Source organism: Olivibacter sp. LS-1, from assembly GCF_008245145.1.
GTDB classification, from domain to species: domain Bacteria; phylum Bacteroidota; class Bacteroidia; order Sphingobacteriales; family Sphingobacteriaceae; genus Olivibacter; species Olivibacter oleidegradans.
In genome coordinates this window covers 1295607-1315293 of sequence record NZ_CP041643.1, presented here as the reverse complement: position 1 = coordinate 1315293, position 19687 = coordinate 1295607, and the positions used below count along the sequence as shown (strand labels likewise).

Genomic DNA, 19687 nt, shown 5'->3' with positions numbered 1-19687 from the left:
TTATGTTAGTCTACTTTTGCTGCTTCTTTAGTTGTCTTTTTTACTTGTTTTTTTGCTTCTGTTCCTGCGCTGTCGTCGGCGAAGGCGCGACTGATCAACGACAGTTGTTGTGCATTGTGTTGTTTCGAATAACCGGTAGCCGTACTGCTGCTCTCTTTACGCGAGATTACGTCCAGCTCCACGCTTGTTTTGCGATATTTACGGCAAATGTGTGGCCAAGCGCCCATGTTTTCCGGTTCTTCTTGCACCCAGTAGAACTTGGTTGCATTCTTATATTTCTGGCGGATAGCGCGTATTTTATCAGTAGGTGTCGGATAAAGCTGCTCCACTCGTATGATAGCAACATCCTTCCGTTTATCATCTTGCTGTTTTTGCAGCAAATCGAAATAAACCTTCCCTGTGCAGAAAAGCACACGTTTTACATCGGCTGTTTTTACGTAACTATCATCGATAATCTCCTGAAATTGACCTTCAGTAAAATCTTTCAGCTTACTCACCACCTTCGGATGTCTCAACAGACTCTTTGGTGTAAATACGATTAATGGCTTTCTGAAATCACGATGCAGTTGACGTCTAAGTAAGTGGAAAAAGTTTGCGGGCGTTGTGCAATTGGCTACTTGAATGTTATTTTCAGCGCAAGCTTCCAAGAAACGTTCGATACGTCCTGAAGAGTGTTCAGGGCCTTGTCCTTCATAACCATGAGGCAATAACATCACCAATCCGTTAGAACGCTTCCATTTTGTTTCAGCACTTACTAAGTATTGGTCAACGATGATCTGCGCTCCATTGAAAAAGTCGCCAAATTGAGCTTCCCAAATAGTGAGGCATTGGGGGTTTGCCAAAGCATAACCATACTCAAAGCCTAGCACACCATATTCAGAAAGTAAGGAGTTATAAATATCGAACTTAACATCGCCCTTGTTAATCGCTTTTAAAGGTATATACTCCTCTTCCGAATCTTCCAGCGTAATCACTGCATGACGGTGCGAGAAAGTACCGCGTTCAACATCCTGTCCGGAAATACGAACTCGAGATCCCTCTGCTAATAACGTTCCATAGGCCATTAGCTCTCCCATCGCCCAGTCGTACGAATCTTCTTCAATCATATTATAACGTGCTTCGAACAACTTTGCAGTTTTGCTGAAGAATTTTTTATCCTTTGGAAGCAGCGTAATTAATTTGGCGATTTCGATGAATTTCTTTTTATCAACCGCTGTATTGGCCGGCTTAAAGATATCTTCATACTTAGCAGGCTTTAATCCTTTCCAAGCGCCGGAAAACATTGGGTTGGACTCGCTCAGGTTTTCTGCCTCTTTCGATTCATCCAAGCGTTGTTGTAATAAGGCTTTGAAATCTTTCTCCATCTCCTTCGCCAAGTTAGCATCCACGCTGCCTTGTTCCATTAGCTTTTTATTATAGATTTCGCGGGGATTTGGATGTGAAGCAATCGCCTTATATAATTTCGGTTGGGTAAATTTAGGCTCATCTGCCTCATTATGTCCATAACGGCGGTAACATAACACGTCGATATAAACATCCGTATGGTAACGCTGGCGATATTCCACCGCCATATTGATTGCAAATATTAAGGCTTCCACATCATCACCGTTTACATGGAAGACAGGGGAAAGGGTCACCTTTGCTAAATCTGTACAATAAGTAGATGAGCGCGCATCTTTAAAATTGGTGGTAAAGCCGATTTGGTTATTGATGACCAGGTGAATGGTTCCTCCGGTAGAGTATCCATCTAATTTTGACATTTGCGCCACTTCGTATACAATACCTTGACCTGCAATTGCAGCATCACCATGAATTAAAATAGGGGCAATTTTCAATTTATCCCCATCGTATTTCATATCGATTTTAGAACGCACCAAGCCTTCTACCACTGGATTGACAGTTTCCAAATGGGAAGGATTTGGACATAAACTTAAATGGACGTCCTTGCCGGTATTTGTTTTGATATCCGTTGAGAAACCCAGGTGATATTTTACATCTCCTCCGAAATCGGGTTCATCACCCTGTGCAGCATAGGTTTTTCCTTCAAACTCAGAGAAAATATCTTTGTAGGTTTTTCCCATGATATTGGCCAGTACATTGAGTCGACCGCGGTGCGCCATACCAATCACGAATTCCTGAATACCAAGATCAGCACCTTTCTCAATGATAGAATCCAGCGCCGGAATGACCGTTTCAGCTCCTTCCAGCGAAAACCGTTTCTGCCCCAAAAATTTGGTGCCTAAAAAGTTTTCAAAAACTACGGCTTCATTCAGTTTCTGAAGAATTCTTTTTTTCTTTTCAATAGGAAAATTTGGCTGGTTGCGTGTACTTTCCATATACTCTGTCAACCACTTCACTTTTTCAGGATGCCGAATATAGGTGAATTCAGCGCCGATCGATTGACAATAAGTTTCTTCGATAAGCTGACGAATGTCGCGTAATTTAGCCGGACCTAAGCCAACTTCTACTCCGGCATTAAAAACGGTGTCCATATCCGCTTCCGATAAGCCGAAGGTTTCCAGCTCCTTTCCCGGATAATACGGTCTCCGTTCACGAACGGGGTTAGTTTTTGTAAACAAGTGTCCACGGTCACGGTAACCGTGAATCATATTTAATACCCTTATTTCTTTCAGAGAATGCTCAGAAACGTCGCCGCCTTCCACCGGTTGCCCATGGCCTCCCGCCTGCTCTCCGAATTCAAATCCTTCAAAAAATTTCTGCCATCCAAAATCGACCGAATCGGGGTCTTCCTTATACGCTTTGTAGAGCGATTCTACGTAACTTGAGTCTGCGTTACTAAGATATGAAAGTCTGTCCATTTACTTTATAATACGATGTGCTGACAAAGTTATAAAATATCTGACGGAATGCACATTAAATCAAATTTAATTATAACGTCAGCACAAAAATTTGCTTGATAGTTACCGCACGGTGACGCACATTTTTTCTCAACAAGTTAAGCATGGAAATGTTTAGCTCGAATAAGACAATTGGGGGGTCCCCCAGCGTTTGACATATTCGCCTTGGGCGTCTAGTAAATTTTGCAACTTCTTGATATCGCGAATACCATTATCCTTGGTACTGCTGCCAACACCGGCAATATGTGCCCAATTGCCATAATTGGAGGCAGGGTTGTAATCAACCAGTTTGTCTTCAAAATAGGCAGCACCTAGCAGGTGGCTGATATTTAAGTTGCTTACGAGGTAATGTGCTACCAGCATCCGGGCAGTATGGGATATAAAACCTATTGTATTCAGCTGGTGCATGGCGGCATCGACGAAGGGATCGCCCGTCTCTCCTCGCTTCCACCGGTCGAATAAAGCGTCCCCCACCAGTTCATAAGCGGGTATTTCATTAGAGAAACCTTGCTGTAAAAAGAACTTGTTACCATGCTTTTTAAACATGAAGCGAAAGTAATCGCGCCACAACAAGCCGGTAATAATAGCTGCTGCTTGTTTTTTCGGCAGGCTTTTATCCTCATATTTTTTCACCGCATGATACACGGTATGCACCGACAAACATCCCATTGCTATCCAAGGCGACAAGACGGTTCCTTCTTCAGAACCAAAAGAGCCTGTCAATGATGCCGTATCAGCACCTGCCAATAAAGTCTCCAGACGCCTCAATCCCTCAGTTTCTCCGCCTTTAAAAGGCGATTGATCTGCTATTCCGATTAGATCAGCCGAAAAGCCGAGCGATGCCAAGGAAGGAATCTCGCTCGCTTCCAAATTATCGGGAACCTCAATTTTCACCGGCGTTTCTACCGAAGGTCGGATAGTTGTTTCCCGTTCTATTTTCTTTCTGAAGGTTGCAAAAGCATCGGGAATATCTTTAATTGGAAAGGGTAAATCTTCTTTATGATATAACGTGTGTCCTATAAAATGGCGTAGATTAAGTCGCTTCTTCCACAACGCTTCCTCTACAAGTGTCGAGATATGCGTTTCTTCCTTGGCAACCTCGCGATGGTGATATACTTCCTTTACCTGATATCGCTCTGCCAAGGTTGGCAGTATTTCCTCAGGATAACCGGAAACGACTAATAAGTCGGCACCCAATGCACGCAGGGAAAGTCGGAGGTCCTGTACACTTTCCAAGATAAATTTTGCACGAATAACACCGGTTTTATGCATTCCATTTTTTAAAGGAGTAAATTGACGGGGGTCAAAAACATATACCGGCACCACCCTGTCTGCCTTAGCAAGCGCCTGCCATAATATTTCATTATCACGCACGCGTAAGTCATTTCTAAACCAAACAAGGATTGTATCTTTATTCATTCTTAATATAGGAAACTTTTAATCTCAAATATACTGGTTTTTAAATTCATAAAACAAAAATAGCGGGATTCTCCGCAAGCTTTTACACCGCGTTAACAAACCTTGTTTAAACATGGTGTTTTTTAATGCTTTCCTTATGAAATACTTATTTCATTTTAAACTAAACAGAAAGAACGATATAATTGTAGTTATAAACGTGACATAGGCCTTGCGAAATGAATATACTAATTACCGGACTGAACAATTATTTGGGGAAGCGATTGGCGTGGCATCTTGCCGATGAAGGGTACCAAACATCTTGCTTGGTGCGGAATGAGAAGCATTTCTTGGAAACGACGGAAGAGCATCCGAATGTATCCGTTATACGTGGAGACTTAGTACGCGAACGTTATACACCGACGATTGCGGAACAGATAGATGTGGCCATTTACCTCAGTCAGGATTCTGCCGAATGGAGCGAGCAATACAAAAACCTCGAGCTTCTCTCGTTGATCAACTTTATTAAGCAAGCTAGAAAAAGCAATAGCCAACAACTTGTTTATATTACGCGTTTGCGTACACCTTTTATAAAAGAAGTGCAACAGATTTTGACGGATAGTTATATTTCTTATACCATTGTTAGGATCAGCAATATTATCGGAAAAGAGTCTATCTTGATGGAAATGATGAAAAAGGTGTCGTCGCGCTTCATTATCTTTGCCAATCAGCGTTTGGTAAAAATGCGTGCGCAGCCGATTGCTCTGCAGGATTTGTTAACTTATCTAAGCTTTATCGTGCTTAATCCTGCCGCCTTTAATCAAAGCTTCGACATTGGTGGGCCCGACGTTCTGAGTTATAAAGAGATGCTGAAGGCTTACATGAAGCAGATACATATCAATAGGCCGATTATTTCAGTACCAAGCTTTAATAACCGTCTGTCCGCTTTTTTTATCAGTCTCACAACAGGTGTAAGCGTATCCACAGCGCGCGCCTTCGGCGAGAATATTACGCAAGATTTATTGTGCGAAAACAATCACATCCGTGATTTGTTTCCTCATGAATGCCTGACATTTGAACAAGCGCTCAAAGCGGCGCTTGCTTAAAGTTTAATACCGTACACATGAAGAGAATATTAATCACCGGGGCCTCGGGTATGGTCGGTGAGCACCTAACAGCAGCACTTACGAAAAAGGGGTACATCGTTCACGCCCTCGTACGCAAGCCACAACGGGATAGCGAACAGGTAAAATACTTTACCTGGAATGTGGAGGAGGGTATAATAGACAAGACTTGTATAGAAGAGGTGGATGCGATTGTTCATCTCGCCGGTGAAAATATTGGAAAAAGACCGTGGAGTAAAAATGTACGAACGAAGATCCTAAAAAGCCGCACCGATAGTATCGGACTTATTTATAAATTATTATCAACCGGTAATCACCAGGTAAAGCAGGTGGTATCGGCTTCCGGAACGGGCTATTACGGCAATAAACGGGACGAATTATTGAGTGAAGACCGTGTTCCCGCGGACGACTTCCTGGGTCAGACTTGTTTTGCCTGGGAGATGGCCGTAGCAAAAGGTCGGTCGCTCGGGCTTCGTACGGTTTCTTTGAGGTGTGGTGTGGTGTTCGCCAAAGAAGGCGGTGCCTTATCCAAAATAGCTGCACCTATTAAACTTGGACTTGGGGCTACTTTAGGAAGCGGAAAACAATATATTCCTTGGATCCATATCCAGGATGCCGTTAATATGTATATCTACGCTTTGGAGCACCCGGGATTACAGGGAGTCTACAACATGGTAGCTCCGGAACCTGTCACCAATAAACAATTAAATCAACAGATTGCAAAGATTTTAGGTAAACCGCTGTGGCTGCCGCCTGTCCCTGCTTTCGTCCTGAAATCCATTATGGGTAAAATGAGTGAGTTACTATTGGATAGTGCAAAAGTATCGCCCGACAAAATACTTAACGCTGGCTTTCGGTTTACCTATCCCACCATAGAAACTGCTTTAAAACATATTTTTGAAAGAGAAAAGAGGGATGAGTAGGAAAGAGCGCCCCTGTATATTCTGGTTCAGACGTGATCTACGCCTACAGGATAATCATGCGCTGTATGAGGCGTTGCGTAGCGGATACAAAGTCCAACCCGTATTCATTTTTGACACTGCGATATTGTCGAAGTTGGAAGATCACGATGATGCCCGAGTTTCATTTATCCATCGTGAGCTGAGAGCCATAAACAAACAGCTGGAACAACAAGGCTCCGGCATCGCCTTTTACCATGATGAACCAAATAAAGCTTGGGAAGAAATTGTAAAAGAATTCGACCCCATAGCGGTATATTTTAATCATGATTATGAACCTTATGCGCGAAAGCGAGATAAAGAAATAAGTGATTTTCTTAGGCAATACCATATTGCCGTTTATACCTTTAAAGATCAGGTCATTTTTGAAAAGGAAGAAGTCCTGAAGAGTAATGGCGAACCTTATACCGTATTTACCCCTTATAGAAATTGTTGGCTCGCTCAATTAGGTGAATCCCATCTTAAAAATTATCCAAGTGAGCGTCACTTAGCGGCACTCCGATCTCATTGGCAAACGATTCCCACACTAAAAGAGCTAGGATTTGTTGCTACCAAACAAACTTTTCCGAGTAAAAGCTATAAGACGGTTATAGGCGATTATCACCATACACGCGATATCCCTGCGGACGAAAAAGGCACAAGCCATTTGAGTGTACACCTCCGTTTTGGGACGGTCAGTATTCGTTCACTGATAAAGGATGCACGACAAGCGAGCGAAAAAACATGGCTAAATGAGCTGATCTGGCGCGAGTTCTATATGATGATTTTATGGCACTTTCCTGAAACAGTTAACAAGGCCTTTAAATCTGCTTACGACCGAATTCATTGGCGTAATAATGAAAGCGAATTTGACGCGTGGTGCCAAGGGAAAACCGGTTATCCGCTGGTAGATGCCGGTATGCGGCAATTGAATGAGACGGGCTTTATGCATAATCGAGTACGGATGGTGGTGGCTAGTTTTTTGTGTAAACATTTGCTGATCGACTGGCGATGGGGAGAAGCCTATTTTGCGCGAAAATTACAGGATTATGAACAAAGCAGTAATGTAGGAAACTGGCAGTGGGCTGCCGGATCAGGCAACGATGCGGCTCCTTATTTTAGGGTATTTAATCCGGAGATACAATTAAAAAAATTTGACCCCAAGCTCGTTTATGCAAAACGCTGGATTCCCGAATTGGATGACCCCTTTCGCTATCCTAGCCCCATTATAGAACATAAAAAAGCCCGCGAGCGGGCTTTGGAGGTGTATAAAAGTGCTTTGAAGGATTAGTCATCGTTCTCTGTCTTCCGCACAGAAATTTCGAAGTCCAACGCCGAAAATGGTGCTATCGAAGACGATCCGGAATATCCGTACGCTTGCGTTGAAGGTGTAAGAAAACGGACCGTTCCTCCCTGATTTATTTTGGGAAGAACTTCCTTCCAAGCATTAACTGTATTAGATATTAAGACTGTCGCAGAGTCTGCACTTTGAAATTCGGTACCGTTCATTAAATGCAATTTATATGAGCAAGTAATTGTCGAATCAACCGTAATTGGATTACCGTCACCCTGCTCAGTAATTTGATAATATATTCCAGTCTCGGTTTTTGTAAAATCGGCAGTATCTAGTCCTGCAGCCTGCATTCTCTTTCGTATGGACAAGTCCTCATAAGCCGGCATACTCGCACTATCAATGACCCGAATCACATAATCCATCGAAGCATTGGAAGGTATCCCCAAATCGGTGTTTCCATTTCGACCGTAAGGCAATAAGCGTGACGGGATAAGCACCCGGATTTGACCATCCGTCTTCTTCAACATGCTTCGGATAGCCATTTTTAAGCCTTCTTCTCGTTCAATTTGCTGCTGATAGGCAGGGCTCGTGGAAATCGCGGTGCCCTGCGGAGCGGCCCCCAAGAAATAGCCCAAATAATCAAAATAACGACTGGCGGAAGCAAAGGTATCGGTTACGCTATAAACACCATCCAATGAGCGCACGGTATAGACCAAGGCGTACCGACCGGTATAGTCGATATCATTCCCCTTTCCCTCTTCCAATATTTGATAATACATACCGGTATTGCCAAGCGGTTGAACCGTTAAGTTGTTAGCCCGTATATAGGAATCAATACTGACCGCATCAAGTTCTTCGATGCTTTGGTACTCCTGTTTCTTACAGGCTGCGAAAAGGCTCATGCCCAATAAACTTAATAAGGATATTCTTTTGATAGAAAGGTTCATTTATACTTTATCTCTTGTCTCTAAATTATGTGAAAATCAATTCTTACGCATTGTTTTGGGTTTGTCGGCATCGGTGATATCCAAGACCTCCAGTTCATAGTCAAGTGGCGAATTTTCCTTGACAATACCATAGGGACGGTCTTGATAGCCATATACGGAAGGTGTGATGATTCTGATTTTAGCGCCGATACGTAAACCACCTTCCAATAATCCGCCAACACTTTTTGGATAAAAGGCAATTTTCCAAGCCAAAATCCGCCCGGTATCGGTTTCGGAAGTTAGCAACGGTTTATAAGGAATGGAATCCAAGCTTGTGTTTTCTTCAAAGATCGTGCTATCCAACATACGTGCTGTATATTTTACCCGGATCAGTTTATTTTTCAGCTGCTCTTTGTTTGTTGTCGAATCGATCGTCAGGTAATCGACAGCCGTAGTCCCCGAATCGCTCAAGACATACCAAATACCGGTCTCCTGATGAAGCTTGGCCGAATCGGACAAGCCATGTGCCGTAATATAAGAAGCGATCATAGGCGCTTCTCGCTCCAACACCAGCTGTTGATCATAGACATAGACCTCCTCCTTATCGCATGAAACTGCCATAAGCCCCATTATAATAAAGAAAATGAGGGTGTAGAGTCTGCCCATAAAATTCAATACAATGCTATTTGCAAAGTTATTGAATTAATTGGTTAAATGCATGTATTAACATTTTTTAACATTGATGCAAGCAATAAGCTTTAAGCCATAGGCGAGCGCCATTCAACACTCGCCTTTTTGAACTTTTACTTTTTATTTTTGAATTTTTACTTTTTACTTTTTAATGCACATTCGACATATCCAGTTTAGCTTTCGCATTTTTCAGCATAAGGATAAAAGGCACACAGATTAAGAACATGATACCGATATATAAGAACACGTCCATGTAAGAAAGCACTGAAGCCTGGTTCATAAGCGACCCATCCATCGCTTTCAGCGCGGCAGCTTTAGCTTGGTTGGGTGCCATACCATGTTGCATAAAATTACTTACCATCCCTTGATATCGCTGTTGAAACAAGGGATTGTTCGGGTTGATATGCTCAATTAAATTATTACGATGTAGGGCGTTTTGCCGGGTCATAAAGGTAGTAATCAAAGCGATACCGAAGGAACCACCTAACTGCCGCATCATCCCGGTGAAGGCTGCTCCTTGACCGATCTGCGCCCCTTTTAAGGTGGAAAGTGATAGGGTACTTACCGGAATGAATAGCATACTCATGGCTAAACCGCGCAGCATCAGCATCCAAAAGAAATTGCCCTCCCCTGTATCCGGCGTTATAATACGAAAACCCCAAAAACAGAACATAAAGAAGAGAAACATTCCCATAGCGGCCAGGTATTTTTGTTTCACCCCCCGCTGCAGGACCTGTCCGATGATCGGCATCATAAAGGCCGTGACCAATGAAGACGGCACCATCAAAAGACCCGCCTGATAAGCCGTCCAACCGAGGTTGTTTTGGGTATAAAGCGGAATAATGAATGTTGATCCGTACAAACCAAACCCCATAATAAAGGAAAGGATCGTGCCCACCCGTAAATTGGCATCTTTCAGTACGCGCAACTCGACAATCGGGTTTTTGACCGTGAGTTCGCGCCAGATAAATAAATAAACACAAGCCGCGCAAAGAATGGTAAAGGCCAAAATCATACTGTTATTGAACCAATCTTCTTCTTGTCCGCGTTCCAATACAAACTGTAACGATCCGACAGCCCCGGCCAGAAATACAATCCCCCACCAGTCAATTTCCCGCGCCGATCGCTTCTCGCCGTATTTAGGACTTTTAACGAACTTAAGTGTCAGCATGGTTGCAATTACACCAATTGGAATATTGATATAAAAGATGTAAGGCCAGCTATAATTTTCAACGATATACCCACCGAGCGGAGGTCCCAGCGTAGGTCCGACGATGACTCCCAAACCATACAAAGCCTGAGCCATGCTTCTCTTTTCAATCGGGTACACTTCCGTGATAATGGTTTGAGAGGTTACCAACAGGGCACCACCCCCTACCCCTTGTAGAAACCGGAATAAAATCAATTCCCACATGGCGGTTGAATTACCACACAGAAAAGAACATATGGTGAAAAGAATAACCGAGGCGGCGAAATAATTGCGCCGACCGAATTGTTGAGAAAGGAAACTCGTTAGCGGCACTACGATGACGTTACCAATGGCATAAGCCGTAATGACCCAACCAATCTCGCTAAGCGTAGCGCCCATATTACCGCGCATCTCATTGAGCGCAACATTGATGATGGTGGTATCCACAATCTCCAAGAGCGCACATAAAATAGCTGTTATGGTAATAATTGCCCGCCGCCAACCATATTCAACTAAAGAATTTTGTTCCATATATTTTAAGATTTCAGCTTCCAGCCATCAGCAATCAGCTTTTTATTCAATACTTCCAATCTATAAATCCGAGAGCTGAAAGCTGATTTCCGATAGCTAATTAAGATGCACATCTACCAATACGTTCATTCCGGTACGGATTTTTTGAATCAATTCAGGACTTTGTCCCTCGTTAAAATCGATCCTCACCGGAATGCGCTGTACTACTTTCACAAAGTTACCGGAAGCGTTGTCGGGCGGTAACAAAGATTGAGCGGCACCGGTTGCCGGAGAGAAAGAAGCAACCACGCCTTCTAAGGTAGAGTCAGGATAAGCATCCACTTTAATAGACACCTTTTGTCCCGTTTTCATTTTAGTGAGTTGTGTCTCTTTAAAGTTCGCGATTACCCATTTTTCGGTAGTTGGAACAATGTTGAAAAGCGATTGCCCAGCTCCTAAAAATTGTCCCGGTTGCAAGTTCACTTTACCTACCTGACCGTCAATAGAAGCCGTAATCACGGTATAAGAAACATTTAACTTAGCTGCTTCCACTTCTGCTTCGCGTTGCTTAATGGTTGCCTCCGCTACCGATGCCTGCCCGGCACTAACGGATTTCTGCGTACCAACCGCAGCAGCTTGTCTTGCGGCCGATTGTTTCTGTGTTTGTAACACATCGAGCTGTCTTTGTGCCAACTGTTTGGTGGCTAAAGCCTCTTCATACTGTTGTTGCGTAATGCTATGATCCTTAATCAGATTCTCGTAACGCTTAAAATCATTTTCTGCCCGCCAAAGATTAACTTTTGCTGATTCAATCTGCGCTTCTACCGTGTTCACATTCACCTGAGAAGTACTGATATTGGCTTGGGCCACTTGAATACCCGCACCTGCTACATGGGCATTGCTCCGTGCGCTAGCCAATGAAGCCTCAGCCTGAGCTAAACTAACCTGATAATCCCGATCATCCAGGATCACCAAGGTATCTCCTTTATGCACCATTTGATTATCGCTTACGCGGACCTCCTTGATATAACCGGATACGCGCGGAATAACCGGACTGATCGTCGACACGATCTGTGCATCATCTGTTTCTTCGTGTTTCTGAGCGTGTAAATATTTAATTACACCATATGTTCCTCCCACTAGGATGAGCAGAACGAAAACAATCGCAAAACCCTTATTTCCGGATTTTTTTTCCGGTTCTTTTGCCGTAGTTTGATTATTGGTTTCCATATTTTATTGCTAATACCTTTAAATCTCTTATTTGTTTATTCCCCTACGCTTACACCAGCGCTTTCATACAATTTATTATAAGCTACTACCGCATCGGCCTTTGCATATTCATAATCAATGCCTGCCTGTAAACGAGCCACATCGGCGTCCAACAAGTCGGTGGTAGTGGCTAGGCTGTTATCATATTTATTTTTAGTAATGCGATAATTCTCATTGGCTTGTTCCACGGCCTTTTCATATACTTGAATTTTTTTCAGGCTTTGCGTATAATCCTGATATGCCTTATGTATATCGATCCGTATCCCATCTTTCAATTGTTCCTGGTTCCATGCCAATTGTTCCTCCTGCGCTTTAGCCTGTTTAACTTTTGCTCCTGCTTTGTAAAGCGAAGCTAAATTATAACTCAAACCTACCCCGGCATTTAGGGCGTTGGTAACGGTTAGTGCGTGTGGAACATTGATACCGACATATCCCGCCGAAACCGCAAAAGACGGGTAGTACGATCCTTTTGCTACTTTCACATTCGCATGTGCAGCATCTTGTCGGCTCGAGAGCGCCTTGAAATCGGCGCGATTGTCCAAAGCCAGGCTTTCCCAGTCGGCCAGCGACTTGACTTGAGGTTTAACAGAAAGACCGGTGGTGTCTAAAACCAACCTGGTGCTTTCATCTAACCCCAGCATTAAATCAAAATTAAAATTTGTTATCTTCTCATTGTTCTCGGCATTCAGCAGCGCCAATTCCAAATTGCTTTCCTGAAGTTGAACTTTTAAGAGGTCATTTCTAGCCACCAGACCGTTCGCCTCCATATTAGCGAAATCTTTTACGCGCTGCTTTGAAGTATTCAGGTTTTCTGTCACCAGTTTTACCGCTGCTTGTGCTTTATATAAATTATAATATGCGGCAATGGTATTTTGTATCACCTCTTGCTTGTTCCGTTCGGCATCCAGTTCAGCTGCTTTTTCCAAATATTTAGCCGAAGCAATGCCATTAGTAATTTTACCACCGGCGAAAATCGGCAAGCTAGCGGTAGCCATCCCAAACATAGCTTGGCTAACATTCGGCATTTCGCTACCCGAACCTTCCCCTGATTCTTCCGATCCGGATCCCTGTAACTTAAAATCCACATTCGGTTTATTAACCCGCATGTATTGTCCGGAAATATCAATATCGGGCAGGCGGTTATCCTTCGCTTCTTGCAAAGAAGCTAAGGCCTGTTTAACCTTACTATCGCTCACTTTCAATTCTTTACTGTTTTCCAAGCTTAAATCAATCGCTTGTTGTAAAGTGAGCGTTCTTTGTTCCTGTGCTAACACCGTATTGCCTGCTATAACCAGCAAGCAACACCCTACTAAAAGTTTATTCACTTTATTTATTATATTATCCATTTTTGCTCTTATCTTTTTAATTCCGGTTGGGTCAGGTAAGCAATGAACATTTGCTTGAGATGATTCCGCAGTATTTTGATTTTTTCCTGTTGAAAATTCTCGGCTTCCGAGCCTTCCAGCTTGGCATTTTGTGCTTCGTAGCGACAATTGGCGAGCATCTGATTCACACTTCCAATCAATACGGAGGATAAAAAGAACACGTTTACATCCTTACGAAAAACACCAAGCCGCTGTCCCGCCTTTACAGCTCGCTCCATGAGCTTCCGGTTTTTGGTTTTCATCTCAAAAATCATATCAAACAGCGGTCCTTCCTGTAAAATACTGGCTTCGCGGGTCATAAGTCGATTAAATCGTTGCCTACTGTAGAGCGTGTCAATAAATACATCGATTATCTGTTCGACCTTTTCAAAGGCTGTACTGTCCTTTTCATAAAGAATACTCTCTAATTTGCCCGTAATAAACGTAAAGTGCTTTTTAAAAAGGGCTTCCAGCAATTTTTCTTTCGATCCGAAGTAGTAGGACACCATTGCTACATTGACTTCCGCGGCCTGTGCAATATCGCGGATGGAGGTCTTATCATATCCCTTCTCTGAAAATAAACGAAGGGCGGTGTCCATAATCAAAAGCTGCTTCTCACTGTATTCAGTCATCACTTAATGAATTAATGGGCGCAAAGTTAAACAAACGTTTAATTCAAACAAGCGTTTAACTCATTTGATAACATTAACGTAACACATATTTGAAATAATTTTTTGAAAATCAACAACTTATGAATTGTCTTTTTTTTGTAAAACGATTTCGTGTTGTTGAGTGACGGAATTAATGATGAATAACCGAACAAAGTGCGTTCATGAACACTTAAAAAACAGATAGTGAATAATTAGCTAATGGGATAATTATTCATTAGTGTTAACTTCAAAGGGCATTATTCATAGTCAATTACTTTTTTATTGGCATTCATGAGCTCATTGCACTCGGTTCATGAGCTCCCCTAGGGTCGGTTAGCCAATGTAAGCAGAAAAACCATTGCCAATCGCTGCTAAATAAGTCTTCCTTTAATCACTAAAGTGCGCGCTAATTTGTCGTGGACACACTGTTGCTTACGATCCATAAAGCCAATTAAATAACTCACGCCTAAAGTCAGTAAGCCTGTAATTTTGGCCATATTTCTCCAAAGCGCTCTTCCAAAGCCGATAGGATTGCCTTTCGTGTCGGTTACTTTAATTTGCAACAGCAATTTTCCAGGTGAAGCGTTTTTAGCGGAGCCCTCACCGATCACACATATAATGAATTTGAATAAAGGAACTGTCAATAGGCCGAAAAGGAGGTAAGTCCATTGCTCCTGTTTATGCTCGGCTTTGATCACAATCGCCAGGGCGAAACAACAGTAAATGAGAAAAGCGAAAAAATAGTCGATGGCCGCAGCTAGTAGCCTAACATCTAAGGTAGCATAGTATTGAGGCAGCGCCCGTTCGTATGCTATGCCCAATTTTGCACTGAGATCCGGAATTTCCCTCAGTTCTTTGTAATCATCCCAACCGTCTTCCTTGATAAAGTCTGTACCCACTAATCCCATCGTCCTTAGTTCCGATAAACTAAGTGGTCCAAATGGTTTGCCATTTTTTACTATGTAGTATGCTGTCAAATTAAAAAGTAAAAAGTCAAAATTAAAAATTCAAAAAGCCTCCCTCCCGGAAGATGGCCCGCTCCAGCAGGGATGACCTGTCTCCCGGAGGGATGATAAAAAACATCCTACCTTACACCAATCTCATCCAACAGCTCATACCTAAAATCTAAAATGTTATGCGCTAAACCGCTAACGCCTAAAACCTAATACCTTAATACCTTATGCCCTAAGCCCTAAAGCTCATGCCCTAAACCCTGCACCTCCACTAATATCTTTTTACCGAAAATGAACTAAGCCCACCCTTTAAATCAATTAAATATTTATTTCCTGCCTGTTCAAAGCCTTCCGTTATATAAGACCCATCGTTCTGTTTAATAAATCCGGGAAATTCCTTAGAAGATAATCCGGACTTCACATCAATCCGGGCAGCGGCTTCCTTGGGAATTTCTATTTCTACGCTTGCTACACCTGACTCTGCGTCAATGATTGACTCGCCAATCGGCATACCCAGTTTTGTCTCAAAAGAAGCAGCGCCTCCTTTGAGCGTAAGGCGTTCAATTTTATATCGGCTTAAGTCGAAATCGACGGCTCCGGCTCCGACATCCACTCTGATAGTCCAAAGCGGGTTGGTATTCAAAGACATCTCAACCTCATTGTTCCCCTCACCATCGATATTCCAGTTCTTTTTCTTTACATCCTTCATTCTAAAGGTCAATTCAGCCACCGAGTCTTTGGTAGTCGTTTGAAGTACATGCCCCGAAAAAACACCACGCGAATGCGCGCTAAACAGTTCCGCGGCCTCCCCATCCATCTTGTATTCAACGGCACCACCTTTGATTTCGAGGTGGGCTTTTCGAATGCTTGGGCTATAGGGGCTCGAAAAATCCGCATTTTTCACCTCCCCGGCGATGTCGTTATCCCCCCGGTCTTTATTATCACCGCCGTCTTCATAGCTTATATGCCCTCCCCATATTCTACTCGGTCTTGATACCTGAAAGCCTATAAAAATCAAAACCGCAATAGTTGCAACCACTGAGATGGCATTGCCTACCCCATGCTTAGGTAACAGCAAGTTAACCCCCAGAATGATCAGAAACACCGGCCAAAAACGCCATAAACTCGACCAATAAAAAGAGATAACTCCCGTGTTACTTAATAGCCACATGACGCCGATAAAAAGCAGCACCAATCCCCAATTTAATCTTTCTCTATTCATATTCAATATATCTTAACGGTCGACACCAAGGAGCACGACCTATTGCTCCGTTTTATACCACAGCGTTACAGTTTGTTTTATGTACGCAGCTACGAAGGTTGTTCCGATTCGCTCTCTTCCGGTTTTTCCTTATCCTTAGGTTGTGCTATCAGTGGCTCTTCCGCTGCCTGACCTTTTCCGAGCTTGAAAGAGCTAAAGATGCTTATCAGTCCACCCACCACAAAAACAAGCGGCCAGTATTTGATAAGCTCCTCCCAAGTAATAAAATCCAATTGCAATAACAAAAAGAGAGTACCAATGAGCAGCAACGCGACGCCTACCGACCTTCGTTCCCTCTGTTTTCGCCGTTCCAAGTGATGGAATACATCCTCTCCTCCTACCGTAAACGTCTTCTCCATGTGCGGCCGGCCGTAGGGTTCCTGAAACCCGGGAAAAACAAAAGGTTTACGAGGTACTACAATCCACATAATCACATAGGCGATCGGACCTATCAGGCCAATCCCCGCAGCACTAAAAAATATGCTGAGTACAAAAATCACCCGTATCCAGGCCTTATCAATACCCAGATATTCCCCCAGGCCGGCACAGACGCCACCAAGCATGCCTTCCTGTTCATTTCTCCTAAGTTCCTTTTCCATGGTTATAAGCTATATGCTGTAATTTTTAGCCATCGGAAATCAGCTTCACTTTAGGCTTGAGCCATAGACGATAAGCTTTAAGCTTGCCCACCATCACATTGGCTAATCATTGGCTCATCGCCACATCACCGCTTCCAACACCCAACTAAATCTCCAAATCGAGCGGCCTGATAACGATTTCATCCACATTAGCTCCTTTGCTCATCTTTAAGCAAGTCACTACGGCATCCGCAATATCCTCCGCCGCTACAAATTTCTCAGAAGGGATATCCACCCCCTCCCAAGAAGAAGTATACGTAGAGCCCGGAATAATTTCTGTAACCTTAACCCCATATGTTCCAAGCTCTTGCCTCAATATAGCTGTTAGACCATGTACTGCATACTTTGTTACACTGTATGAAGCAGCTTTTACAAAAGGCGATTTACCGGCTACCGATCCGACATTGAAAACGTGTCCACTCTTTCTTTGACACATTTTCCTACCAAAATAAACAGCCAAATAATGCGTGCACAGCACGTTAACCGCCAAGTGATCCGCCAAAGACTCGGGTGATTCCTCCAAAAAGCCCCCCGGTACAAAAAGTCCGACGTTATTCACTAAGACATCCAAGTGAGAAAAAAACGCATCGGTTTGCAGGGCCAGTGCTTTCACTTGCTGCTGATCCTTACAATCTGCAACCTGATAATAAAAACGTTGATCCGGATACCGGGATTCAAGCGCTGATTGTAAGGTAAGTAAGTCATTTTCTGTTCTGGCAGACAGCAAAATATCAAAGCCTTCTTTTGCCAAAGCACAGGCAATGCTCTTTCCAATTCCTTTGGTGGCACCCGTAATGAGCGCACATTTTTTCATATTGTTACGAATTATTAATGTTGATTGTTCGCTTTAGGCTCTTTGCCCAACAAACAAATATATCAAATTGCTGTTTGTATTTCTGTTTAGCCAGCCGAATCGCTAAATTGCATATGAATGCAATTTTATATAAGTTTGGTGATAATATATTTTCTTGAGACACATATATGTTTTTTACGAGCTTCGGCAAATATCTTTTACTGTTAAAATCAGTTTTTAAAAAACCTGAAAAAGCGAGTATTTACTGGAAAGAGATTATGCATGAGATGAACAGTATCGGCGTAGGCTCTTTGGGCTTGATCGCCATTATTTCTACGTTCATAGGTGCGGTTATGACCATGCAGATCGCTTTTCAATTAGTGTCTGATCTTATTCCAAACTCCATCATAGGCCAAATCAACCGCGACTCGAGTATATTGGAATTAAGTCCTACCATCTCTGCGCTCGTTTTGGCAGGAAAAGTAGGTTCGTCCATCTCTTCCCAAATCGGTTCTATGCGTGTTACCGAACAGATTGATGCCTTGGAAATTATGGGAATTAATGCTCCCGGCTACTTAATTTTACCAAAGATCTTAGCGGGCATTACCATGGTACCGGTTCTGGTTATCCTATCTATATTTTTGGCACTGAGTGGTGGCTTGATCGGTGGCGCCCTTTCCGGAGCTGTAACGCCAGCTGATTATATTATGGGTATTACAGGAGACTTCAACGGCTATACCGTGGCGGTAGCCTTGGTAAAGGCATTTGTATTCGGTTTTGTGATTACATCCGTAGCTGCTTATCATGGTTTCTATGTAAAAGGAGGCGCTTTGGAAGTTGGGCAAGCGAGTACAAAAAGTGTCGTCGTCAGCTGTATTATGATCTTGGCCACGGATTATGTAATTACAGCGTTAATGCTCTAAAAAGCGATTAGTTATTACTATTAGCCCTTAGCTAAACGAGCTAATATATAAAAGCTAACGGCTAAAAACCAAAAACAATGATTAACGTTCAGGACATATATAAATCCTTTGGTGACAATGATGTGCTTAGAGGCATATCTGCCAAATTTGAAGCCGGTAAAATCAGTTTAATCATCGGAGGCTCCGGCTCAGGAAAGAGCACCTTACTCAAGTGCATGGTTGGTTTGCATGAGCCAAACAAAGGAAAAGTGCTTTATCAGGACCAGGACTTTACCCGGATGAATTTTGAAGAGCGTATTCCAATCCGAAAGGAAATTGGCATGCTTTTTCAAAACTCAGCCCTATTCGATTCGATGACAGTAGAGGAGAATATCACTTTTCCTTTACAGATGTTCAGTGACATGAGCAAAAAAGAGCGCATTGAACGCGCTAATTTCTGTTTAGAACGTGTAAATCTGGAAGGGCGGAATAAACTTTATCCTGCAGAACTTTCAGGCGGGATGAAAAAACGGGTTGGGATTGCCCGAGCCATTGCCATGACGCCCAAATACCTTTTTTGCGATGAGCCCAATTCCGGTCTGGATCCACGTACTTCCATTGTCATTGACGAACTAATCCAAGACATTACAGAAGAATACAACACAACAACCGTTGTTGTTACACATGATATGAACTCGGTAATGGGCATCGGTCAATATATATTATTTCTATATCAAGGAGAAAAGAAATGGGAAGGATCGAACAAAGAAATTGCCCATACCGACGTTGAGGAGCTAAACGATTTTGTTTTCGCCAGTCCATTCATGAAAATAGCCAAGGAGAAGTTTTAGTAAAGCTGTAGGCTATATGCATTAGGCCTTAGGAGCGTAAGATTCTAGGCTTATTGCTTTGTAGCTTGGAACTTATCGCTTC

General features: G+C 42.9%; 17 protein-coding genes. 5 read left to right on the top strand and 12 right to left on the bottom strand.

Annotated features, from left to right (window positions below; translation table 11 throughout):
• Window positions 1–5 precede the first annotated feature (5 nt).
• Both FKG96_RS05360 and FKG96_RS05355 read right to left on the bottom strand, forming a co-directional pair.
• Entirely contained in the window at window positions 6–2819 is a 2814-nt protein-coding gene (locus FKG96_RS05360) for a 2-oxoglutarate dehydrogenase E1 component (RefSeq protein WP_013664970.1), read from the bottom strand.
• Window positions 2820–2972: 153 nt separating this feature from the next.
• Window positions 2973–4277 (bottom strand): DASH family cryptochrome, encoded by a 1305-nt coding sequence (locus FKG96_RS05355; protein ID WP_149105175.1) that lies wholly within the window; start codon window positions 4275–4277, stop codon window positions 2973–2975.
• Window positions 4278–4492: 215 nt separating this feature from the next.
• Here FKG96_RS05355 and FKG96_RS05350 point away from each other — a divergent pair, with 215 nt between their 5' ends.
• From FKG96_RS05350 to FKG96_RS05340, 3 genes are read left to right on the top strand one after another with little or no spacing between them, the layout of a single operon-like run.
• Window positions 4493–5359, top strand: a complete 867-nt coding sequence (locus FKG96_RS05350) for a hypothetical protein (protein ID WP_013664968.1) — start codon at window positions 4493–4495, stop codon at window positions 5357–5359.
• 17 nt (window positions 5360–5376) lie between these two features.
• The gene (locus tag FKG96_RS05345) at window positions 5377–6300 is read left to right on the top strand and encodes a TIGR01777 family oxidoreductase (protein ID WP_013664967.1); all 924 of its coding nucleotides are present in this window, start codon (window positions 5377–5379) and stop codon (window positions 6298–6300) included.
• Window positions 6293–7606 carry a deoxyribodipyrimidine photo-lyase gene (locus tag FKG96_RS05340; protein WP_149106296.1) on the top strand — a complete coding sequence of 438 codons (1314 nt, stop codon included), beginning with the start codon at window positions 6293–6295 and terminating at the stop codon, window positions 7604–7606. The genes FKG96_RS05345 and FKG96_RS05340 overlap by 8 nt, the downstream gene beginning before the upstream one ends.
• Here the strand turns inward: FKG96_RS05340 and FKG96_RS05335 are convergent.
• The 10 genes from FKG96_RS05335 to FKG96_RS05290 all read right to left on the bottom strand — a co-directional run bounded on the left by FKG96_RS05335 (window position 7603) and on the right by FKG96_RS05290 (window position 17873).
• Window positions 7603–8511 carry an FKBP-type peptidyl-prolyl cis-trans isomerase gene (locus FKG96_RS05335; protein WP_168204531.1) on the bottom strand — a complete coding sequence of 303 codons (909 nt, stop codon included), beginning with the start codon at window positions 8509–8511 and terminating at the stop codon, window positions 7603–7605. The two genes, FKG96_RS05340 and FKG96_RS05335, sit on opposite strands and share 4 nt — an antisense overlap.
• Window positions 8512–8592: 81 nt before the next feature.
• The gene (locus FKG96_RS05330; RefSeq protein ID WP_149105173.1) at window positions 8593–9156 is read right to left on the bottom strand and encodes an FKBP-type peptidyl-prolyl cis-trans isomerase; all 564 of its coding nucleotides are present in this window, start codon (window positions 9154–9156) and stop codon (window positions 8593–8595) included.
• Window positions 9157–9373: 217 nt separating this feature from the next.
• The gene (locus FKG96_RS05325; RefSeq protein WP_149105172.1) at window positions 9374–10945 is read right to left on the bottom strand and encodes a DHA2 family efflux MFS transporter permease subunit; all 1572 of its coding nucleotides are present in this window, start codon (window positions 10943–10945) and stop codon (window positions 9374–9376) included.
• A gap of 96 nt (window positions 10946–11041) precedes the next feature.
• Complete coding sequence (locus FKG96_RS05320; protein WP_130854426.1) at window positions 11042–12154, bottom strand: HlyD family secretion protein; 1113 nt, start codon at window positions 12152–12154, stop codon at window positions 11042–11044.
• A 35-nt stretch (window positions 12155–12189) separates the two neighbouring features.
• Complete coding sequence (locus FKG96_RS05315; RefSeq protein WP_130854427.1) at window positions 12190–13539, bottom strand: TolC family protein; 1350 nt, start codon at window positions 13537–13539, stop codon at window positions 12190–12192.
• Window positions 13540–13547: 8 nt separating this feature from the next.
• A complete protein-coding gene (locus tag FKG96_RS05310; RefSeq protein ID WP_013664960.1) occupies window positions 13548–14189 on the bottom strand; it encodes a TetR/AcrR family transcriptional regulator in 642 nt (213 codons plus the stop codon).
• Window positions 14190–14578: 389 nt separating this feature from the next.
• Complete coding sequence (locus FKG96_RS05305; RefSeq protein ID WP_149105171.1) at window positions 14579–15184, bottom strand: RDD family protein; 606 nt, start codon at window positions 15182–15184, stop codon at window positions 14579–14581.
• A 247-nt stretch (window positions 15185–15431) separates the two neighbouring features.
• On the bottom strand, window positions 15432–16382 hold the full coding sequence (locus FKG96_RS05300; RefSeq protein WP_149105170.1) for a LiaI-LiaF-like domain-containing protein: 951 nt from the start codon (window positions 16380–16382) through the stop codon (window positions 15432–15434).
• A gap of 89 nt (window positions 16383–16471) precedes the next feature.
• Complete coding sequence (locus FKG96_RS05295; protein WP_149105169.1) at window positions 16472–17020, bottom strand: PspC domain-containing protein; 549 nt, start codon at window positions 17018–17020, stop codon at window positions 16472–16474.
• 145 nt (window positions 17021–17165) lie between these two features.
• Window positions 17166–17873 (bottom strand): SDR family oxidoreductase, encoded by a 708-nt coding sequence (locus FKG96_RS05290; RefSeq protein WP_149105168.1) that lies wholly within the window; start codon window positions 17871–17873, stop codon window positions 17166–17168.
• A 167-nt stretch (window positions 17874–18040) separates the two neighbouring features.
• Here FKG96_RS05290 and FKG96_RS05285 point away from each other — a divergent pair, with 167 nt between their 5' ends.
• Together FKG96_RS05285 and FKG96_RS05280 are read left to right on the top strand one after the other, a co-directional pair.
• The gene (locus FKG96_RS05285) at window positions 18041–18775 is read left to right on the top strand and encodes an ABC transporter permease (protein ID WP_013664955.1); all 735 of its coding nucleotides are present in this window, start codon (window positions 18041–18043) and stop codon (window positions 18773–18775) included.
• A 77-nt stretch (window positions 18776–18852) separates the two neighbouring features.
• The gene (locus FKG96_RS05280) at window positions 18853–19605 is read left to right on the top strand and encodes an ABC transporter ATP-binding protein (RefSeq protein WP_013664954.1); all 753 of its coding nucleotides are present in this window, start codon (window positions 18853–18855) and stop codon (window positions 19603–19605) included.
• Window positions 19606–19687 lie beyond the last annotated feature (82 nt).

Coding starts and splice junctions, on each gene's coding strand:
- FKG96_RS05290 (WP_149105168.1), bottom strand. CDS start 17,873: ATGAAAAAATGTGCGCTCATTACGGGTGCCACCAAAGGAATTGGAAAG.
- FKG96_RS05300 (WP_149105170.1), bottom strand. CDS start 16,382: ATGAATAGAGAAAGATTAAATTGGGGATTGGTGCTGCTTTTTATCGGC.
- FKG96_RS05330 (WP_149105173.1), bottom strand. CDS start 9,156: ATGGCAGTTTCATGCGATAAGGAGGAGGTCTATGTCTATGATCAACAG.
- FKG96_RS05350 (WP_013664968.1), top strand. CDS start 4,493: ATGAATATACTAATTACCGGACTGAACAATTATTTGGGGAAGCGATTG.
- FKG96_RS05315 (WP_130854427.1), bottom strand. CDS start 13,539: ATGGATAATATAATAAATAAAGTGAATAAACTTTTAGTAGGGTGTTGC.
- FKG96_RS05360 (WP_013664970.1), bottom strand. CDS start 2,819: ATGGACAGACTTTCATATCTTAGTAACGCAGACTCAAGTTACGTAGAA.
- FKG96_RS05355 (WP_149105175.1), bottom strand. CDS start 4,277: ATGAATAAAGATACAATCCTTGTTTGGTTTAGAAATGACTTACGCGTG.
- FKG96_RS05345 (WP_013664967.1), top strand. CDS start 5,377: ATGAAGAGAATATTAATCACCGGGGCCTCGGGTATGGTCGGTGAGCAC.
- FKG96_RS05340 (WP_149106296.1), top strand. CDS start 6,293: ATGAGTAGGAAAGAGCGCCCCTGTATATTCTGGTTCAGACGTGATCTA.
- FKG96_RS05295 (WP_149105169.1), bottom strand. CDS start 17,020: ATGGAAAAGGAACTTAGGAGAAATGAACAGGAAGGCATGCTTGGTGGC.
- FKG96_RS05335 (WP_168204531.1), bottom strand. CDS start 8,511: ATGAGCCTTTTCGCAGCCTGTAAGAAACAGGAGTACCAAAGCATCGAA.
- FKG96_RS05280 (WP_013664954.1), top strand. CDS start 18,853: ATGATTAACGTTCAGGACATATATAAATCCTTTGGTGACAATGATGTG.
- FKG96_RS05310 (WP_013664960.1), bottom strand. CDS start 14,189: ATGACTGAATACAGTGAGAAGCAGCTTTTGATTATGGACACCGCCCTT.
- FKG96_RS05325 (WP_149105172.1), bottom strand. CDS start 10,945: ATGGAACAAAATTCTTTAGTTGAATATGGTTGGCGGCGGGCAATTATT.
- FKG96_RS05285 (WP_013664955.1), top strand. CDS start 18,041: ATGTTTTTTACGAGCTTCGGCAAATATCTTTTACTGTTAAAATCAGTT.
- FKG96_RS05320 (WP_130854426.1), bottom strand. CDS start 12,154: ATGGAAACCAATAATCAAACTACGGCAAAAGAACCGGAAAAAAAATCC.